Here is a 17,655-nt window from a genome sequence, read left to right on the forward strand (position 1 = left end):
TGAAGAGTCGCAGCGGCACACCGACCTGTGGGGCGGCGAGACCGACGCCCGGGGCTGCATCCATCGTCTCGAACATGTCGGAGACGAGTTGGCGAAGAGTGTCGTCGAATCTCGTGACGTCTGCGGCGGGGGAGTGGAGAACGGGGTCTCCGGAGATGCGAATCGGGAGAACAGCCATTCGCTAAGCCTATCGGCGCGGTCGTCAGGGTAATCTCGGGGGGTGCCTCCCGAACTCACTGACATTCAGGACCAGTTCGCCCTCGATCCGGCGCAGTTCATCGGCATCCCCATCGCGATCGTCGGGGCGGTCTTCCTGAGTCTCGGAGCCCAGTTCCAGTCGCGCGGGGTGGCCAAGGTCGAGGCGAGCTCCCAGTCGGCATCGAGCGGGCTCAATCTGCGTCAACTCTTGTCGCTGGTCTCGCGGCCGTCGTGGGTGTTCGGCACCCTGATGCTCGGACTCGCCGTCGTGTTCCAGCTCACCAGCCTGGGCTTCTCGCCCATCATCGTTGTGCAGCCTCTCGGTGTCGTGGCGCTCGTCATGACGGCGTTCCTCAATGCCAGGCTCAGCAAGGTGAGCCTCGACCGCAAGTCCATCCTGTCGATCGTGCTCTGTGTAGGCGGCGTGTTCCTGTTCGTGGTGCTTGCTGCATTCACGGCACGGGATCGCCCCATCGATGAACTGCAGCTCACGGTGATCCTCGTGATCCTGGCAGTCGTGCTCCTCGTCTTCGGCGCGGGATTCATCGTCTTCCGTCGTCGCGTTCGCGCCGTCGGGTACATCATCGGTGCGGGCGTGCTCTACGGCTTCGTCGCAACCCTCGCCAAGGTCGTCATCAAGCGTTTGCAGCAGGGCGACTTCGAGTGGCTCACCCTCATCTGTGTCGCCGGCCTCGTCGCGGCCTTCGCGCTCGGCGGCTATTTCGTGCAGACGGCGTACTCGTCCGGCCCACCCGACCTGGTCGTCGCCGGACTCACCGTCGTCGATCCGCTCATCGCAGTGGGAATCGGCATCATCGTGCTCGGCGAGGCGGCCCAGGCTCCCTGGTGGGCCATGATCGGCTACGTCATCACGGGCCTGATCGCGATCGTCGGTGTGTTCGGACTCGCCCGGTACCACCCGCAGATCGAGCGCTAGGGTAGTTTGTCCTCTTAGCCCGACCGGGCGCCGCTCTCCACCTCCCAACAGAAGGTTCACTCCGTGTCAGATTCCTCCGGCCCGCTTCCCGCCTCGGCGGAGGTGCCGTCGACGGCTTCCTCCGAACGGCCCCTGCGCATCGTCATCGGTGCCGACACCTTCTCACCCGACGTCAACGGTTCGGCCCGGTTCTCCGAGCGCCTTGCTTCGGGCATGGCGTCGCGGGGGCATGAGGTTCACGTCGTCGCGCCGGCCGCATCGAAGAAGCACGGCACCTGGACCGAGACCTATGACGGCCACGACATCACCGTGCACCGACTGCGCAGCTGGCGCTGGTATCCGCACGACTGGCTGAGATTCGCGCTTCCCTGGGTCATCAACCAGAACAGCGCGAAGATCCTCGATGCCGTGAAGCCCGACGTCGTGCATTTTCAGTCGCACATCATCGTGGGGCGTGGCCTGTCGATCGAGGCGGCGAAGCGCGGCATCCGCATCGTAGGCACGAACCACTTCATGCCTGAGAACCTGCTCGAGTTCACGCTGCTGCCCACGTCGTGGCAGGCCTGGGCCGTGGGCCTCGCGTGGAAGGCGGCCAAACGAACCTTTGGGCGGGCGAGCGCGATCACGACCCCCACCCGTCGAGCCGCGGAGTTCCTCGAGAAGTCCACCGGGTTGACCAACGTCTACGCGATCTCCTGCGGCATCAACGCCGATAATTACACTCCCGACTTCACCGCTCGACCGAAGAACCGCATCCTGTTCGTGGGCCGGGTGACGGGCGAGAAACAGATCGACGTGCTTCTGAAAGCCGTGTCACTGCTTCCCGCCGAACTCGATGCCCAACTCGAGATCGTCGGTGGCGGCGACCAGAAGAAGAACCTCGAGGCACTCGCCGCCACGCTCGGCATCGCCGATCGTGTCGTCTTCACCGGCTACGTCACCGAGCAAGAACTTCGGGATTCGTACACCCGTGCGACCGTCTTCGCGATGCCCTCGATCGCCGAGTTGCAGAGCATCGCAACGATGGAGGCCATGGCATCGGGACTGCCGGTGGTCGCGGCCGATGCCATGGCGCTTCCGCACCTGGTGCGCGACGGCGAGAACGGGCACCTCTTCGCACCCGGCGACGCCCAGCAGATGGCAGACCGGCTGGCCGACGTGCTCACCCTGCCGCAAGACGAACTCGATCGTCTCAAGCACGCGTCGCTCAGGCTCATCGCAGCCCACGACATCCAGCGCACGCTCACGACTTTCGAGAAGCTGTACCGCGGCGAGGTCGTCACCGATCCGCTGATCGTCTCGCCCAGCGCCTCGCGCGAATGACGGTATTGTGGTCAATCGGCGTTGAATTCGGCTGACAGAGCCGCGGACACCGCAGGGGGCGTTAGCTCAGCTGGTTAGAGCAGCGGACTCATAATCCGTCGGTCGTGGGTTCAAGTCCCACACGCCCTACCCTGAAAAGCACGGCGCGCCGCTCATGTTTTAATCGGGCGAGTGCAGCCGTTAGAGTCGTTGCAGCCATGCCGGGGAGGAGCCTCGTGTTCAGTTCGTTCGAGATCCGTATCCCCGCGCCGATTCCGCGGGCATTGCAGTCGCCGATGCCTACGACCGTCACGTACATCAGCACCTATCGGCTGCTCGATCCCGAGACCCCCAGCCTGACAATCGGCATCGGCATCGCCAACGCGAACTATTGGGTCATCGACGGCGAGCTCAAGTATCGCTACTTCTCAGAAAGCGATAAGACGCTTCGCAATTGTCCGTGGGATGCGAAGACCGACTTCGACCTCATAGCCTGGGCCCAGGGCGTCTTCGAAGACGGAGACGACTACGGCCCGTCCTTCGCCGTGCATCTCCATGCCGCCCAGGCCGCATACCGCCGGGGCGCCTCGAGCTACCTGCCCGTAGAAGAAGGCCTCGTCACCACGGCGCTCATCGATCATCCCGACCTCGGCGAAGTCCAGATCCGCGATGACATGGTGATGCTGTTCACCGAGTGGCTCACAGATCCGTCCGAAGGTGCGAAATATCTCACGACGGGGCATCCCGCACACCGGTCTTGACGAGTTGGGCGTCTCGTGGCGACCGGGAGACGCACCCATGTTCCGCGGTTACAATCGAGCGAAACGAGGGAGTTTCCTGTTGCCCGATTCGACCACCCAGTCCATCGCCCGTGCCGCGACACCCGACATCGACCTCGACGAGTTCGCTCGCCTGTCCGGGGCGATCATGGCCAACCTCGAGGCCGTCATCAACGGCAAGACCGACGTCGCCACGCTCTCGCTCATCGTTCTCCTCGCTGAGGGGCACCTGCTCGTCGAAGACGTTCCGGGTGTCGGAAAGACGACGTTGGCCAAGGCGCTCGCCCGCTCGGTGAGTGCCTCGGTGAGTCGCATCCAGTTCACGCCCGACCTGCTGCCGTCGGACGTGACGGGGGTCTCCATCTACAACCAGCAGGAGAACCGGTTCGAATTCAAACCCGGTGCCGTGTTCGCGAACATCGTGATCGCAGACGAGATCAACAGGGCGTCGCCAAAGACGCAGTCGGCATTGCTCGAGTGCATGGAGGAGCGGCAGGTCTCGGTCGACGGCGTGACCCATCACCTCGACACTCCGTTCAGTGTCGTCGCAACCCAGAATCCCATCGAGATGGAGGGCACGTTCGCTTTGCCCGAGGCGCAGCGCGACCGGTTCATGGCCCGGGTCTCGATGGGCTATCCGGATGCCGAGGCCGAACTCGCGATGCTGCACAACCGCGAGTTGCTGAGCCCGCTCGACGACATCGATGCCGTGGTCGGCCGTAACGAGCTGCAGTCGATGATTCGCAGCGCACGCGAGGTCTTCGTGTCGCGTGCGGTCGAACAGTACGTGGTGAACATCGCGCAGGCCACGCGGCGCGACCCCGAGGTGCGCCTGGGGGTCAGCCCCCGCGCCACCCTGCACCTGGTGCGGGCGGCCAAGGTTGCCGCCGCCCTCGACGGCCGCGACTTCGTGCTGCCCGACGACATCGACGCACTGGTCGTGCCGGTGCTCGGGCACCGGATCGTTCCCACTCGACGGTCGGTGAGCGATCACCGCAGCGGGCTGAACGCCATCGAGGAGACGCTGGTCCGAATCGTGCGGGCCACGCCGGTTCCGCTCGTCGCCGCGCGGTCGCTCTGATCCATGTCCAATCAAACCGGTCTGCTGCACCGCGTCGGTCTGTGGCCCGCGCTCACGGTCCGGGGCTGGGGGTTCCTCGCGGCATCCATTGCGCTGTTCATCGCCGCGCCGATGCTCGGGCAACGCGAGATCGCCTTCGCCGCCTCAGCCGCGCTCGCACTGCCGCTCTTGTCGTTGTTGCTCGTGTCCACTCGTCATCCGAAGCTCAGCGCGGTTCGTCGATTCTCGCCCGAGACGGCGAGCGCTGGCACGGATTGCGAGGTCGGTCTCTCGATTCAGAACTGGGGCATCGCTCCGAGTCCGGCAGCGAATTGGCACGACGAAGCGGCCGCGCCCCTGCACCGTAGCGCTCCCGCGCTCCTCCCGGCTCTTCCCGCGTTCCGTTCCCTTGAGACCGACACACCAGGGGTGACCACGATGCGGTACACCATCGAATCCCCGCAGAGAGGCCAGCACTCGATCGGTCCGCTGTGGGTGCGGATCGGCGACCCTTTCGGACTGGCGACGCGACGCCTCAGCGTCGGCGGTTCCGACACGCTCACGGTCACCCCGGCGGTCGAGCTCCTGTCGCGGAGTTCGTTCCGCCTGCCGAGCGGTGATGGGCAGGCGATGCAGTCCCGGCGCCCAGCGGCGAGTGGCGAGCAGGATGTGATCGCGCGCAAATACCAGACAGGCGACAGCATCCGACGGGTGCACTGGCCCGCCACTGCCCGGCACTCGGAGCTCATGGTGAGGCAAGACGACCAGCACACCGACCACGAGGCGGTCGTCGTGCTCGACAGCAGGCGTGAAAGCTTCACGCGCAAGGTGCGCCCGCGGCCCGGCGAGGCCGAGTCAGACGCCTTTGAATGGGCCGTCTCCATGGCTGTCTCGATCGGGTTGCATCTTCTTCATGAGGGGTATCGAACGGCGCTCATCGAATCTCACCAATCGTCCTCGTCACGGTCGGGTGATCGTTCGGCGAGCAGTGCAGACGAGTTGCTGGCTCGAGGCGCGCTCGCGCGACTGGCCGCCAGCCATTCGCCTCTCTCGGTGCGAGACATCGTCGCGGATGCCGGGCGCACCTCGGGTGAGCTGGCCCCGCTTTTCGCGGTGCTGGGCAATCTCGACGCCGAGTCCGTCGACGCTCTCGCGCGCGCGGCGACGGCAAGTTCGTCGGCCCGGGCCTTCGTAGTGCATGAGGCGCAGTCGTCCGGGTCGGTTTCGGCCCCGGACTGGGCCCTGGCGCTTCGCGACGATCTCGCGCGGGCAGGATGGGCTGTGCGACTCGTCACACCGGATGAGCCGATTTCTTCCGCGTGGGATCTCGATGCGGCCGGGAGCGCCCCGTGAGCGCTCGTACCCGAGCCGCGCGGCGGCAGCAGAACAGCCACTCGTGGATGGTCTCGATCGTTGTTCTGATCACGATCGGAGTGCCGCTCGGCGGTCTGGCCCCATTCGTGCGCGGGTTCGATTGGTGGTTCGCGGCGATGGCCATGGCTACGGCGTGCGTCGCGGCATCGTGGGCCGTGCGCGCGTCGGGCCTCCGGCCCGCGTTCGGTGTCGCGGCGGCCTTCGCCACGTGGGTGTTCGTCAGCGAAACGTTCTTCGCTCCCGGCACGGCGATCCTCGGAATCCTTCCGACTGCGACTACCGTCGACGTCCTGGTCTCCGGCTTCATCGACGCCGGAGGCCAGATCCAGGTGCAGTCGATTCCGGCCGACCCGGTGGTGTCGCTGATCCAGCTGATCACCATGGCGTGCGGACTGATAGCCATCTTGGCCGATGCGGCCGTCGTGGTGCGTTTTCCTGCCTTGGTCGGCGTGCTCGCCCTCGGCTTGTTCATCGTTCCGTCGGCGGTCCAGGCGCGCGACGTCGACGTCGCGCGATTCGTCGCGACGACGGCCTCGTACCTGCTCCTCTTGTGGCTTGCGGCCCGGGTCGACGGCCATACGGAGCCTCGACGACGAGCGACTCGGGCCGGCCGCGCCCCGATCACCGCGCTGGCGCTCGGAACCACCGCAGTGGTCTCTGCACTCGTGATCCCCTCCGTGACGCCGGGGCTGACGGCGCAGGCATTCGAGGACTCGAGAGCCGCCGGCCGGCTCCCGTCGATCTACGGCGCGGGAATCGATCCGGTGATCCAGCTCGGCAAAGACCTCAGGCGCACGACGCCGATCCTGTCGTTGACGTACGAGACCACCGCCGACGAACCCCTCTATCTCAAGATGGTGGATTTGAACGATTTCTCGTCGGGTACGTGGCAGCCCGATGAGAATGCGGACGGCGCGGTCGAACAGCTGGCGAGCCCGAACGGACTCGCCGACGTGGTGGCGCGCACCCCTGTGACGACCGATGTGTCGATCGAGGGGCTGCGAAGCCAGTGGCTGCCTCTCCCGTATCCGGCCACGACCCTGAACAACGCGGGACGCGGATGGACGGCGGACCCAGAGACCGGAGTCGTCACGTTGCCCAGCACCCGAAACGACAGCAGGGGGGACGACTACTCCGTCGATTCGCTGGTGCTCGCTCCCACGGCCGAGCAGCTCGCCGCCGCGGGAACCGCGGTTCCTGCGTCTCTGAATCCTCTACTCGAGCTGCCGAGCGATCTGCCTGCCGTCGTCTCCGACGTGGCCATCCAGGTTGCGGCGGGCGCGTCGAACAACTACGACCGTGCGGTTGCCTTGCAGTCGTACTTCACGTCTGGGGAGTTCGAGTATTCGGTCGAGACACCCGTAACCGATTCTTTCGACGGCACCAACACCGAGGCGCTGGCAGCATTTCTCGAGGTGAAGAGCGGCTACTGCGTGCATTTCGCGGCCTCGATGGCCACTATGGCGCGCGTCCTGGGCATACCGTCCCGCATCGCAATCGGCTACTTTCCGAGCTCGGCAGCGACGCGGTACATCGATGGGGAGCCGCAGTATGAGGTTCTGACCGACCAGCTTCACTCGTGGCCCGAGTTGTACTTCGACGGCATCGGATGGCTGCCCTTCGAGCCGACACCCAGCCTCGGCATCTCCGTTCCCGAGTACACCCTGCCCGACTACGCCCAGCAGGCCGCAGGATCACGGGCGCCCGCGCCGCAGGAGGCGGAGGTCGCCCCCACGTCGCGCGCGCGCGACGACGTCGATCCCGCAGCAGCGTCGTCGACGCCGGCAACCCGATCGCTGGCGCAACTTCGGGGGTGGCTCATCGCGCTGGCAGTCTTCGTCGGTGTGTGCCTTGTGAGCCTGCTGCCCGCATCGGTCAGGTGGTGGCGCCGACGCCGTTCATTCTCGCTGATCGGCGCGTCGGAGACACCCGCGACGGAGGCCTGGAACGAACTCCAGAACATCGCCCGGGATTACGGCATCGAGGTCTCTCGCGGAGATACCCCCGCCGTGTTCGCCCGACGATTGCACGGCACTCGACGCATCGCTCGATCCGACGTCGACGTTCTGCGACGAGCCGTGGAATACGAGCAGTACGCCAGCCTGAAGGATGCGCCCGTCGGTGGCCTGGAACGAGCCGCGCTTCGAGCCGCGCTGATCTCGGTAGAGAAGTCGATCGCAGACGAGGCTGACCAGTCCGTTCGACGTCGGGCGCGGTTGCTGCCCGCGTCGATCTTCATTCGTGCGAGCCGGCAGCCTGTCTAGGTCGCATCAAGCCGGGGACGGCGACCCCGCCGAGGACGGAGACTGTCGAGGGGGCGCGCATACTCTCCCTGCGCCAGCGCATCCTGCACCTCGTCGAGCCAACGAAGAGCCGAGCCCGACAGAATTCGAGTCGCGCTCGTGCCCAACACGGCGAGCGGGTCGTCGGAGCGGTCGTCTGGTTGGCCGGGCACCATGGAGTGCGCGCGCCGATATGCCTCGATGAGATCGTCGACGGGTGCGCCGGGAAGAGACGCGACCAGCAGAACGTGGCCGACAAAGTCAGACCAGCCGGCGCGGGGATCTGCCTGGGTCAGCCAGGCCTCGACCTCGGCGCGGCCCTGCGCCGTGAGCGCGTACAGGGGCAGGCCATCCGCGGTCATGCCATCGAGGATCACGACGTTGTGCGACTGCAGCCTGTCGAGTGTGGAGTAGATCTGGCCGACGTTGATGGTGCCGGCCCGCTGCATCCGCGTCTCGACCTCGCCATGCACCTGGGATCCGTACGCCGGGCCGAGGCTCAGCACGGCCAGGATTCCCGACCTGACAGACATGACAGACTCCATCGCAGTAATTGTCTACTCAGTATGTCTCATGCTCGGAGGGCCGATGCAGCGGCTCGCCGCACCGGCTCGCGGCAATTCGGCTGGTCGTACGCAGCCAGGTCGTGCATAATGCAAGGACAACTGAAAATCTCGTGTCGCTGCAGTTCCATTTCACAGGTCGTTGGGGAAGACGTACCTCACGAAATGGAGAAAACAATGGTGGCACCCGTCGCACACGGAATGATCTTCGTTCATTCCGCACCCCGCGCGCTCTGCCCCCACGTCGAGTGGGCAGCAGGTCGCGCTATTGGTCGTGCCGTCAACTTCAGCTGGCGCGAGCAGCCCGTGCTCCGTGGGTCCCAGCGAACAGAATTCTACTGGGAGGGCACGGCCGGAACAGGCGCGGCGATCGCCTCGGCTCTTCGCGGCTGGGAGCACCTGCGCTTCGAGGTCACCGAAGATCCCGCCGCCGGGTCGGACGGCGGCCGGTGGGTGCACACACCCGATCTCGGCATCTACTACGCACAGACCGACAGCGCCGGCAATACGGTTATTCCCGAGGATCGCGTGCGCGCAGCCATGGAGAACGCGGGTACGGATGCCCTCGAGCTGCATCGTGAACTGCGCCTGGCCCTGGGGCAGGCATGGGACGACGAACTGGAGCCGTTCCGCCACGAAAGCGATTTCTCGCCTGTGGTGTGGCTTCACTCCGTCGGCTAACCTCTTCGCTCCCCTCGTCTCCGCTCACGTCGAGCGAGGTCGAGGGGAGCGAACGACAATCGTGCCGTCGACGCGTGTCAGGCGGTCTTGAAAGCCACGACGGCGTTGTGGCCCCCGAAGCCGAACGAGTTGCTGATGGCCACGAGGTCGCCATCGGGCAACGCACGTGGTGCCGTCACCACGTCCATGTCGATTTCCGGATCCTGCTCCGTGAGGTTGATCGTGGGTGGGGCCGTGCGTTCGTGCAGGGCGAGAATAGTGAAGATCGCCTCGATGCCTCCCGCGCCGCCCAGCAGGTGGCCGGTAGATGCTTTCGTGGCCGAGACGGGGATGCCCGCAAGCGAGTCGCCGAACACGTGCCGAAGCGCCTTGTACTCCGCGATGTCGCCCACGGGAGTCGACGTGGCATGGGCGTTGATGTGCGCAACGTCGGACAGGGAGTAGCCGAAGTCCTCCACCGCCGCGATCATCGCACGAGCCGCCGCCGATCCCTCGGGATCGGGTGCGGTGATGTGGTACGCGTCGCTGGTGACCGCGCCGCCGATGACCTCGGCGTAGATCCGTGCTCCACGGGCGAGCGCGTGCTCCTCGGTCTCTAGGACCACGGCCGCGCCGCCCTCTCCGAGCACGAAGCCATCTCTCGTCACGTCGTAGGGGCGCGAGGCCGTGGCTGGGTCGTCGTTGCGCTTCGAGAGGGCCTGCATGGCCGCGAACGACGCGATGGGAAGCGGGTGGATCGCGGCCTCGGACCCTCCCGCGATGATGATGTCGGCGTAGCCGGCCTGCAGGTGGTCGTAGGCGTTGGCGATCGATTCAGTGCTGGATGCGCAGGCCGAGACGACCGTTCGGGCGCCGGCACGCGCGCCCAGGCTCATCTCGATGGCGGCCGCTGGTCCGTTCGGCATCAGCATGGGAACGGTCATGGGAAGAACGCGACGTGGGCCGCGTTCGCGTAACGTGTCCCAGGCGTCGAGCAGAGTCCAGACACCGCCGATGCCCGTCGCCCAGTCGACGCCGAATCGTTCGGGTACGACCTCGGGCGAGCCGGCGTCGGCCCAGGCCTCGCGTGCTGCCGTGAGAGCGAACTGGCTCGACGGGTCGAGCCGCTTCGTCTCGATGCGCTCGAGGACTTCGCTCGAGGGGACTTTCGCCTGCGCGGCGAACGTGACGGGAATCTCCCACTTGGCGACCCACTCCTGCTCGAGGGTGGTGGCGCCCGAGACCCCGGCAAGAAGCGCGGCCCACGTTTCGCGGGCCGTTCCGCCGAGGGGGGAGGTCGCGCCGATTCCGGTGACGACGATTCGTTTGGAACTCATGGAAAAACTCTCTTGCACGTGGTCAATCGTGGGCAGGTTCTGTGCGTGGACGACGGGCCCGGGCGATATACCCGGACCTGTCGTCTGCGCTGCAGCGCGGAGTGTTAGTCCTGTGCTGCGACGATGAACGTGACGGCGTCTCCGACGGTCTTGAGGTTCTTGACCTCTTCGTCGGGAATCTTCACGTCGAACTTCTCTTCTGCGTTGACGACGATCGTCATCATGGAGATCGAGTCGATGTCCAGGTCGTCGGTGAACGACTTGTCCATCTCGACCGTGTCGGTGGCGATACCGGTCTCGTCGTTGATGAGTTCGGCCAGGCCGGCCAGCACTTCTTCGGTGGACAATGCCATTGTGTTTCTCCTTGGGGTTGAATTGACCGACACTTAGTTTAGGTCAGGCCGTTCGAGTTGGTGACTAGGGCAGCACGACGACTTGCGCGCCGAATACCAGGCCGGCACCGAAGCCGATCTGAAGAGCCAGCCCTCCGGAGAGCTCGGGATTCTCTTCGAGCAGTCGATGGGTTGCAAGTGGGATCGATGCCGCGGAGGTATTGCCGGTCGTGGCGATGTCGCGCGCTATTGCCACCGTGTCGGGAAGCTTCAGCTGCTTCGCGAACTCGTCGACGATGCGCATGTTCGCCTGGTGCGGAATGAAGGCCGCGAGGTCGGCAACAGTGATGCCTGCGGCATCCAGAGCACGACGGGCGACCTTCACCATCTCCCACACGGCCCAGCGGAAGACGGTTGCACCTTCCTGGCGCATGGTCGGCCAGACGTCGATCTCGCCGTCGCGGAACTGCGAGTGGGTTCCGGTCATGTAGATCGTGTCCCACTTCGAGCCATCGGATCCCCAGATGCTGGGGGAGATGCCGGCGAAGTCGCTCGGACCCACGATCGCAGCCCCCGCCCCGTCGCCGAGCAAAAACGAGATGGAGCGATCTCGAGGGTCGATGAACTCGGAGAGCTTTTCGGCGCCGACAACCAGGACATACTCGGCAAGACCCGCACGGATGAGCGAGTCGGCCTGGGCGATGCCGTAGGTGTAGCCCGCGCACGCGGCCTCGATGTCGTAGGCCGCAGCCGGATTCGCGCCGACGCGTTCGGCGAGCAGGGACGAGATCGAGGGCGTGACGACGGGATTGCTGATCGTCGCGACGATCACTGCGCCGATCTGCTGGGGATCGATGCCTGCGCGCTCGATGGCTTCGAGGGAAGCCGTCGTCGCGAGGTCGACCGCCAAGACGTCTTTGCCTGCTCGGCGGCGCTCGATGATTCCGGTGCGCTGCCTGATCCACTCGTCTGACGAATCGATGGGACCGATGAGGTCGTCGTTCGAGACGACGTTCTCTCCGCGGGCGGCGCCCACGCTGTGGATGCGGGTGAACTCGCTGCCGCGACTCTGCTTGAGAGGGGCGTGTTTCATGACAGTCTCCGGGCTCGTCGAAGCGGGTGTCGGGCTCATGCGGCGGCGTCGGCGTCGAGCAGCGCGAACGCCGCGTCGAGGTCGTCTGGAGTCTTGACCGCCACGGCCGGAATGCCCCGAAGGCCGCGCTTGGCGAGGCCGGTCAGTGCGCCCGCGGGAGCCACCTCGATGATTCCCGTGACGCCGGCCGCGGCGAAGGCCTCCATGTCGAGGTCCCACCGAACAGGCGACGAGACCTGACCGACCAGCAGATCGACGAATTCCCGACCGCTGGACACGACGCTGCCGTCCTTGTTCGTCCACAGTGTGGTTCTCGGATCGTGGGCGTCGAGTCGCTCGGCCACCCTCGTCAGGGTCTCGACCGCGGGCGACATGTACTGGGTGTGAAAAGCGCCGGCGACCTGCAGCGGAACGACTCTCGCCTTCGCCGGGGGCTCCGCTGCGAGGGCAGCGAGGGCGTCCGGGGTACCGGCTACCACGATCTGCCCACCGCCGTTGAAGTTGGCGGGGTGCAGTCCGAGGACGTCGAGTCGCGCACGCAGTTCACCCTCGTCGGCGCCGACGACGGCGCTCATGCCGGTGGATGTCTCGGCCGCCGCGGCGGCCATGGCGAGCCCTCGTTGGCGAACGAACGCCATCGCATCCGATTCGGTGAGTACACCCGCGCCGACTGCGGCCGTGATCTCGCCGACCGAGTGGCCGGCGATCCCGCCGATGCGATCGCCTCGACCCTCGGTCAACAGCGTGCGCAGGGTCAGGATGCCCGCAGCCACGATCAGGGGCTGGGCGATCGCCGTATCGCGGATCGTGTCTGCGTCGCTCGTCGTTCCGTGGGCGATGAGGTCGAGACCGGCCGCCGCACCCAGTTCGCCGAGGTGGTCGCGGTAGCCCGGAACATCGAGCCACGGAGAGAGGAAGCCGGGGGTTTGCGAACCCTGGCCGGGGCAGACGATGACGATCACTTGATCATCCTCCCAAGAATTGAGACGAAAGGTGTGTACATGTCACACCAACAATGACGAGAACTGCTGTCGAAAAAGTACAGGCACATCAACGACGACTGCCGGGGCCATCGTGGTCGTGCATGGTTCCCAGGATGAGCGCGGACTGCAGGATGAGGGCCTCTCGGGCGCCGGTCGCATCCCACCCGATCACCTGGGACACGCGCTTCAGTCGGTATCGCACCGTGTTGGGGTGCACGTAGAGTTCGCGGGCGGTGGCCTCGAGCGATCGACCGTTGTCGAGATAGCACCACAGGGTCGCCATCAGCTCCGGAGACTGGTCCTGCAACGGGCGGTACACGCGGTTGACCAGAGTGGAGCGCGCCAGCGGGTCGCCCGCGAGCGCCCGTTCGGGCAGCAGGTCGTCGGCGAGCGCGGGGCGCGGGGCCTTACGCCACGCCCGCGCGACGGCAAATCCTGCGAGCGCCGCCTTGGCGCTGCGGGATGCGTCGACGAGGCTGGGAACCTCGTGGCCGAGAACGAGGTGGCCCGGGCCGAAGCCGGGTTCGAGGGAACGGGCGATGTCGATGAAACTCAGGGTCGGCTCCGTAGCGGCCTCGTCGGCGTCGACACCTGTGGCTGGGGTCGAAGTCGCGACAGATGCGCTGCCCGGGGCCGGAATCGAACGGCCGATCACCAGCACGAGTCGATTGCCCTGCACGCCGATCAGAACGTCGGCCTGCAGGTGCCGTGCAGTGCGACGGAGTTGGTCGACGTCGAGCACGCGGGGCGTGGTGCCGACGAGAACGCTCACTTCGCCGTGGCCGTGCCAGCCGAGCGCCGCGATGCGCGAGGGCAGCTCATCGTCGTACTCGCCGCTCAGGATCGAGTCAACGACGAGGGCCTCGAGTCTCGCGTCCCACAATCCGCGGGCTTCTGCGGCCCGCGCGTACACATCGGCCGACGCGAACGCGATCTCTCGCGAGTAGAGGAGGATGGCCTCTCGCAGCGAGGCGTCCGCGCCTTTGACCCGGTCTTCAACGACCTCGACGACCACGCGGATCAGCTGCAACGTCTGCTGCAGCGTCACCGATCGGAGCAGCTCCCGAGGCGCGGATCCGAAGACGTCCGACGCGATCCACGTCGTGGTCGACGGATTCTCGTACCACTGGATGAACGATTTGATGCCGGCCTGGGCGACGAGGCCGACCGCGCTGCGCCGCCCCGGTGGCATGTCGCCGTACCAGGGCAGCGTCGCGTCGAGGCGTTTGATCGTAGCCGTCGCGAGTTCGCCCGAGATGGTACGGAGCCAGGCCAGGGTCTCGGCCTTACTCTTGGGCATGCTCGAGCAGCCTTACGATGGGTGCGCCTGGTCTGTTCACGGATTGCGTCGAACCTTCTGCAGACGTCAGCTTTCTCCGCCGGCCGAACCCGACGTTCCCGCCGTCACGTCGTAGAGCTTGTACTTCTCAATGGCCCACGCAGGAGCGGAGGCGTCGACCTGGCCCGTTGCAGCGAGCTGCTCGAGGGCGCGCACGACGACGGAAGGGCCGTCGATCTTGAAGAAGCGACGGGCGGCGGGACGGGTGTCCGAGAATCCGAAGTCGTCTGCCCCCAGCGTCGCGTAGTCGCCGGGAACGAACTGGCGGATCTGGTCGGGTACGGCGTGCATGTAGTCGGTGACCGCGACGAACGGGCCGGCTGCATCAGCCAGTTTCGTCGTGACGTAGGCGGCCTGCTTGGCAGCATTCGGGTTCAGGAAGTTGTGCTCCTCGGCCTTCAGCCCGTCGCGGCGGAGCTCGGTCCACGAGGTGACGCTCCAGACGTCGGCCGACACGCCCCAGTCGTCGGCGAGCAGCTGCTGCGCTTCGAGCGCCCAGGGAACGGCCACGCCGGAAGCGAGGATGTTGGCCTTCGGTCCCTCGACGGTTGCGTTCTTCAGCTTGTAGATGCCGCGAAGAACCCCGTCGACATCGAGACCGTCGGGCTCGGCCGGCTGCACATGAGGCTCGTTGTAGACCGTGAGGTAGTACATGACGTTCGGGTCGCGGTGCGCTCCGCCGTACATGCGCTCGAGTCCGTCGCGCACGATGTGGTTGATCTCGTAGCCGTAGGCCGCGTCGTACGACACGACGGCGGGGTTCGTCGATGCGAGCAGGAGCGAGTGACCGTCGGCGTGCTGCAGGCCCTCACCCGTGAGCGTCGTTCGCCCGGCGGTCGCGCCGATGACGAAACCACGGGCCATCTGGTCTCCGGCAGCCCACAGGGCGTCGCCCGTGCGCTGGAAGCCGAACATCGAGTAGAAGACGTAGACCGGAATGAGCGGCTCGCCGTGGGTTGAGTACGAGGTTCCGACTGCGGTGAATGCGGCGAGCGCACCTGCCTCATTGATGCCGACGTGGATGATCGTTCCCTGCGGGCTCTCTTTGTAGGCGAGCAGCAGGTCGCGGTCGACAGAGGTGTAGTTCTGACCGTTCGGGTTGTAGATCTTCGAGGTGGGGAAGAACGCGTCGAGGCCGAACGTGCGGGCCTCGTCGGGAATGATCGGCACGATCCGGTGTCCGAACCCCTTGGCCCGCGTCAGGTCTTTCAGCAGACGCACGAACGCCATTGTCGTGGCGATCTCCTGGGTTCCCGAACCCTTCTTCAGGGTCTGGTACGCGGAGTCGTCGGGCAGGGCGATCTGCTCGTACTTGGAGCGGCGCTCGGGCAGGTAGCCGCCGAGCTCCCGGCGACGCTCGTGCAGGTACTCGATGGCCTCGTCGCCCTCGGCCGGTTTGTAGTACGGCGGCAGGTACGGATTCTCTTCGAGCTGGGCGTCCGTGATCGGGATGCGCAGCTCGTCGCGGAACGCCTTGAGGTTGTCGAGCGTCATCTTCTTCATCTGGTGGGTCGCGTTGCGACCCTCGAAGCTCTTGCCCAGGCCGTAGCCCTTGATGGTGTGGGCGAGGATGACGGTGGGCTGGCCCTTGTGCTCGGCCGCAGCCTTGAACGCCGCGTAGACCTTGCGGTAGTCGTGGCCGCCGCGCTTGAGGTTCCACACGTCGTCGTCTGTGTATCCCTCGACGAGCTTCAGCGCACGGGGGTCGCGGCCGAAGAAGTTCTCGCGAACGTACGCGCCGTCTTCGGTCTTGTATGTCTGGAAGTCGCCATCCGGAGTGGTGTTCATGAGGTTGAGCAGCGCGCCCTCGGTGTCGTCGGCCAGCAGCGAGTCCCACTCGCGTCCCCAGATGACCTTGATGACGTTCCAGCCCGCGCCGCGGAAGAAGCTCTCGAGCTCCTGGATGATCTTTCCGTTTCCGCGAACGGGGCCGTCGAGGCGCTGAAGATTGCAGTTGATGACGAAGTTGAGGTTGTCGAGGCCCTCGTTGGCTGCGACCTGCAGCTGTCCGCGGCTCTCGACCTCGTCCATCTCTCCGTCGCCGAGGAACGCCCAGACCTGCTGCTCCGACGCGTCTGTGATGCCGCGGTTGGTGACGTACTTGGCCAACTGAGCCTGGTAGATGGCGTTGATCGGGCCGAGGCCCATCGACACCGTCGGGAACTGCCAGAAGTCAGGCATGAGGCGGGGGTGCGGATACGACGACAGTCCACCACCGGCGTGGGACTTCTCCTGGCGGAAACCGTCGAGTTGGCTCTCGCCGAGTCGGCCCTCGAGGAATGCGCGGGCGTAGGTGCCGGGGGAGGCGTGGCCCTGAACGAAGATCTGGTCTCCGCCGGACGCGTGGTCTTGTCCGCGGAAGAAGTGGTTGAAGCCGACCTCGTAGAGCGCCGCACTCGAGGCGTAGGTCGAGATGTGGCCACCGACGGCGATTCCGGGACGCTGCGCACGGTGCACGAGCACGGCGGCGTTCCACCGGATCCACGCGCGGTACCGGCGCTCGATCTCTTCATTGCCCGGGAAGGTCGGTTCGTTCTCGGATGCGATCGTGTTGATGTAGTCGGTGGTGGGAACCATCGGCACACCGAGATGCAGCTCTTTGCTCCGCTTGAGCAGGCTCAGCATGATCTCGCGCGCACGCCCGTGGCCGTGTGCCGCAACCAGCTGGTCGAGCGACTCGTTCCACTCGGCGGTTTCATCGGGATCGGAATCGATCGAGCTAGCCGAGTACGGGTCCTGGTCGTTGACAGTCAACGTCGACCTCTTTCTGTGGGTGACAGATTTCAAGTGCGGAGCGTGCCGTGCCCGGATTCGTGTCCGGGGTCGGGAATGCGCGCCACCCTCCAGCCTAGTGAATGTTCACGACACTCTGGCCGCGCGCTCGTGGGCGCTCACGGGTTGGTGCTTGCCGGTATGGGGCGTAAGATCGGCGACGTTCAGCGATCGGGCATCCAGGTCGGGGCCCACAAGGCATCCATCCCCGTTCGCGAAGGGAATCACACGCTCATGGCTTTGGAGAACGACACTCGCGCTCCCGATTTCGACCTCGCCAACCAATACGGCGAACGCATCCGGTTGAGTCAGTTCCGCGGCAAGAAGGCGGTGGCCCTCGTCTTCTTTCCCTTGGCTTTCTCGGGAACGTGCACGAGCGAACTGTGTGCCCTCGAAGAGAACTTGAACCTCTTCAAAGATAACGACGTCGAACTCCTCGGCATCTCCGTCGACTCCAAATCGGCGCTGCGGTCCTGGGCCGAGGCGCAGGGCTACGACTTCACGCTGCTCGCCGACTTCTGGCCCCATGGCGCCGTCGCCAAGGAATACGGCGTGTTTCTCGAGAGCAAGGGCTTCGCCAACCGCGCGACGTTCGTGATCGACATCGACGGCATCAGTCGCGAGAGCTTCATCACGGCCCCTGG

Annotated in this window: 16 protein-coding genes and 1 tRNA gene; 9 read left to right on the forward strand and 8 right to left on the reverse strand. The window is 65.7% G+C overall.

The window, feature by feature from the left end:
• The coding region (locus ACE5CZ_RS08065; protein ID WP_374946825.1) for a peptide deformylase at nt 1-178 on the reverse strand (178 nt) is incomplete at its 3' end.
• Between the two features lie 42 nt (nt 179-220).
• On the opposite strand from ACE5CZ_RS08065, the gene ACE5CZ_RS08070 reads away from it, so the two are divergent.
• The 7 genes from ACE5CZ_RS08070 (at nt 221) to ACE5CZ_RS08100 (ending at nt 7,914) form a co-directional block, all read left to right on the forward strand.
• Nucleotides 221-1,135 carry a DMT family transporter gene (locus tag ACE5CZ_RS08070; protein WP_374946813.1) on the forward strand — a complete coding sequence of 305 codons (915 nt, stop codon included), beginning with the start codon at nt 221-223 and terminating at the stop codon, nt 1,133-1,135.
• Between the two features lie 63 nt (nt 1,136-1,198).
• Nucleotides 1,199-2,458 (forward strand): glycosyltransferase, encoded by a 1,260-nt coding sequence (locus ACE5CZ_RS08075; RefSeq protein ID WP_374946814.1) that lies wholly within the window; start codon nt 1,199-1,201, stop codon nt 2,456-2,458.
• Between the two features lie 55 nt (nt 2,459-2,513).
• A tRNA-Ile gene (locus tag ACE5CZ_RS08080) sits at nt 2,514-2,587 on the forward strand.
• 86 nt (nt 2,588-2,673) lie between these two features.
• Entirely contained in the window at nt 2,674-3,198 is a 525-nt protein-coding gene (locus tag ACE5CZ_RS08085; RefSeq protein ID WP_374946815.1) for a hypothetical protein, read from the forward strand.
• A 166-nt stretch (nt 3,199-3,364) separates the two neighbouring features.
• On the forward strand, nt 3,365-4,297 hold the full coding sequence (locus ACE5CZ_RS08090; RefSeq protein WP_374946826.1) for an AAA family ATPase: 933 nt from the start codon (nt 3,365-3,367) through the stop codon (nt 4,295-4,297).
• A 3-nt stretch (nt 4,298-4,300) separates the two neighbouring features.
• Nucleotides 4,301-5,629: a DUF58 domain-containing protein gene (locus ACE5CZ_RS08095; protein ID WP_374946816.1), complete on the forward strand. Its 1,329-nt coding sequence runs from the start codon at nt 4,301-4,303 to the stop codon at nt 5,627-5,629.
• Nucleotides 5,626-7,914: a transglutaminaseTgpA domain-containing protein gene (locus tag ACE5CZ_RS08100; RefSeq protein ID WP_374946817.1), complete on the forward strand. Its 2,289-nt coding sequence runs from the start codon at nt 5,626-5,628 to the stop codon at nt 7,912-7,914. Before ACE5CZ_RS08095 ends, ACE5CZ_RS08100 begins: the two co-directional genes overlap by 4 nt.
• Here the strand turns inward: ACE5CZ_RS08100 and ACE5CZ_RS08105 are convergent.
• The gene (locus ACE5CZ_RS08105; RefSeq protein WP_374946818.1) at nt 7,911-8,465 is read right to left on the reverse strand and encodes a PadR family transcriptional regulator; all 555 of its coding nucleotides are present in this window, start codon (nt 8,463-8,465) and stop codon (nt 7,911-7,913) included. The genes ACE5CZ_RS08100 and ACE5CZ_RS08105 overlap by 4 nt on opposite strands.
• 207 nt (nt 8,466-8,672) lie before the next feature.
• On the opposite strand from ACE5CZ_RS08105, the gene ACE5CZ_RS08110 reads away from it, so the two are divergent.
• Complete coding sequence (locus ACE5CZ_RS08110; RefSeq protein WP_374946819.1) at nt 8,673-9,176, forward strand: DUF3145 domain-containing protein; 504 nt, start codon at nt 8,673-8,675, stop codon at nt 9,174-9,176.
• Nucleotides 9,177-9,253: 77 nt separating this feature from the next.
• Here the strand turns inward: ACE5CZ_RS08110 and ACE5CZ_RS08115 are convergent, their stop codons facing one another.
• From ACE5CZ_RS08115 to aceE, 6 genes are all read right to left on the reverse strand, one after another.
• Nucleotides 9,254-10,492, reverse strand: a complete 1,239-nt coding sequence (locus tag ACE5CZ_RS08115) for a beta-ketoacyl-[acyl-carrier-protein] synthase family protein (protein WP_374946820.1) — start codon at nt 10,490-10,492, stop codon at nt 9,254-9,256.
• 104 nt (nt 10,493-10,596) lie between these two features.
• Nucleotides 10,597-10,845: an acyl carrier protein gene (locus ACE5CZ_RS08120; protein ID WP_044438497.1), complete on the reverse strand. Its 249-nt coding sequence runs from the start codon at nt 10,843-10,845 to the stop codon at nt 10,597-10,599.
• Between the two features lie 64 nt (nt 10,846-10,909).
• Nucleotides 10,910-11,917 carry a beta-ketoacyl-ACP synthase III gene (locus ACE5CZ_RS08125; RefSeq protein WP_374946821.1) on the reverse strand — a complete coding sequence of 336 codons (1,008 nt, stop codon included), beginning with the start codon at nt 11,915-11,917 and terminating at the stop codon, nt 10,910-10,912.
• Between the two features lie 35 nt (nt 11,918-11,952).
• Nucleotides 11,953-12,879, reverse strand: a complete 927-nt coding sequence (locus ACE5CZ_RS08130; protein ID WP_374946822.1) for an ACP S-malonyltransferase — start codon at nt 12,877-12,879, stop codon at nt 11,953-11,955.
• Between the two features lie 88 nt (nt 12,880-12,967).
• The gene (locus tag ACE5CZ_RS08135) at nt 12,968-14,200 is read right to left on the reverse strand and encodes a PucR family transcriptional regulator (RefSeq protein WP_374946823.1); all 1,233 of its coding nucleotides are present in this window, start codon (nt 14,198-14,200) and stop codon (nt 12,968-12,970) included.
• Between the two features lie 66 nt (nt 14,201-14,266).
• Nucleotides 14,267-16,993: a pyruvate dehydrogenase (acetyl-transferring), homodimeric type gene (gene aceE / locus ACE5CZ_RS08140; protein WP_374946824.1), complete on the reverse strand. Its 2,727-nt coding sequence runs from the start codon at nt 16,991-16,993 to the stop codon at nt 14,267-14,269.
• A 252-nt stretch (nt 16,994-17,245) separates the two neighbouring features.
• Between aceE and ACE5CZ_RS08145 the strand changes: the two genes are divergently transcribed.
• The coding region (locus ACE5CZ_RS08145; RefSeq protein ID WP_374946827.1) for a peroxiredoxin at nt 17,246-17,655 on the forward strand (410 nt) is incomplete at its 3' end.

The organism is Agreia sp. (assembly GCF_964263775.1).
Lineage (GTDB): Bacteria > Actinomycetota > Actinomycetes > Actinomycetales > Microbacteriaceae > Agreia.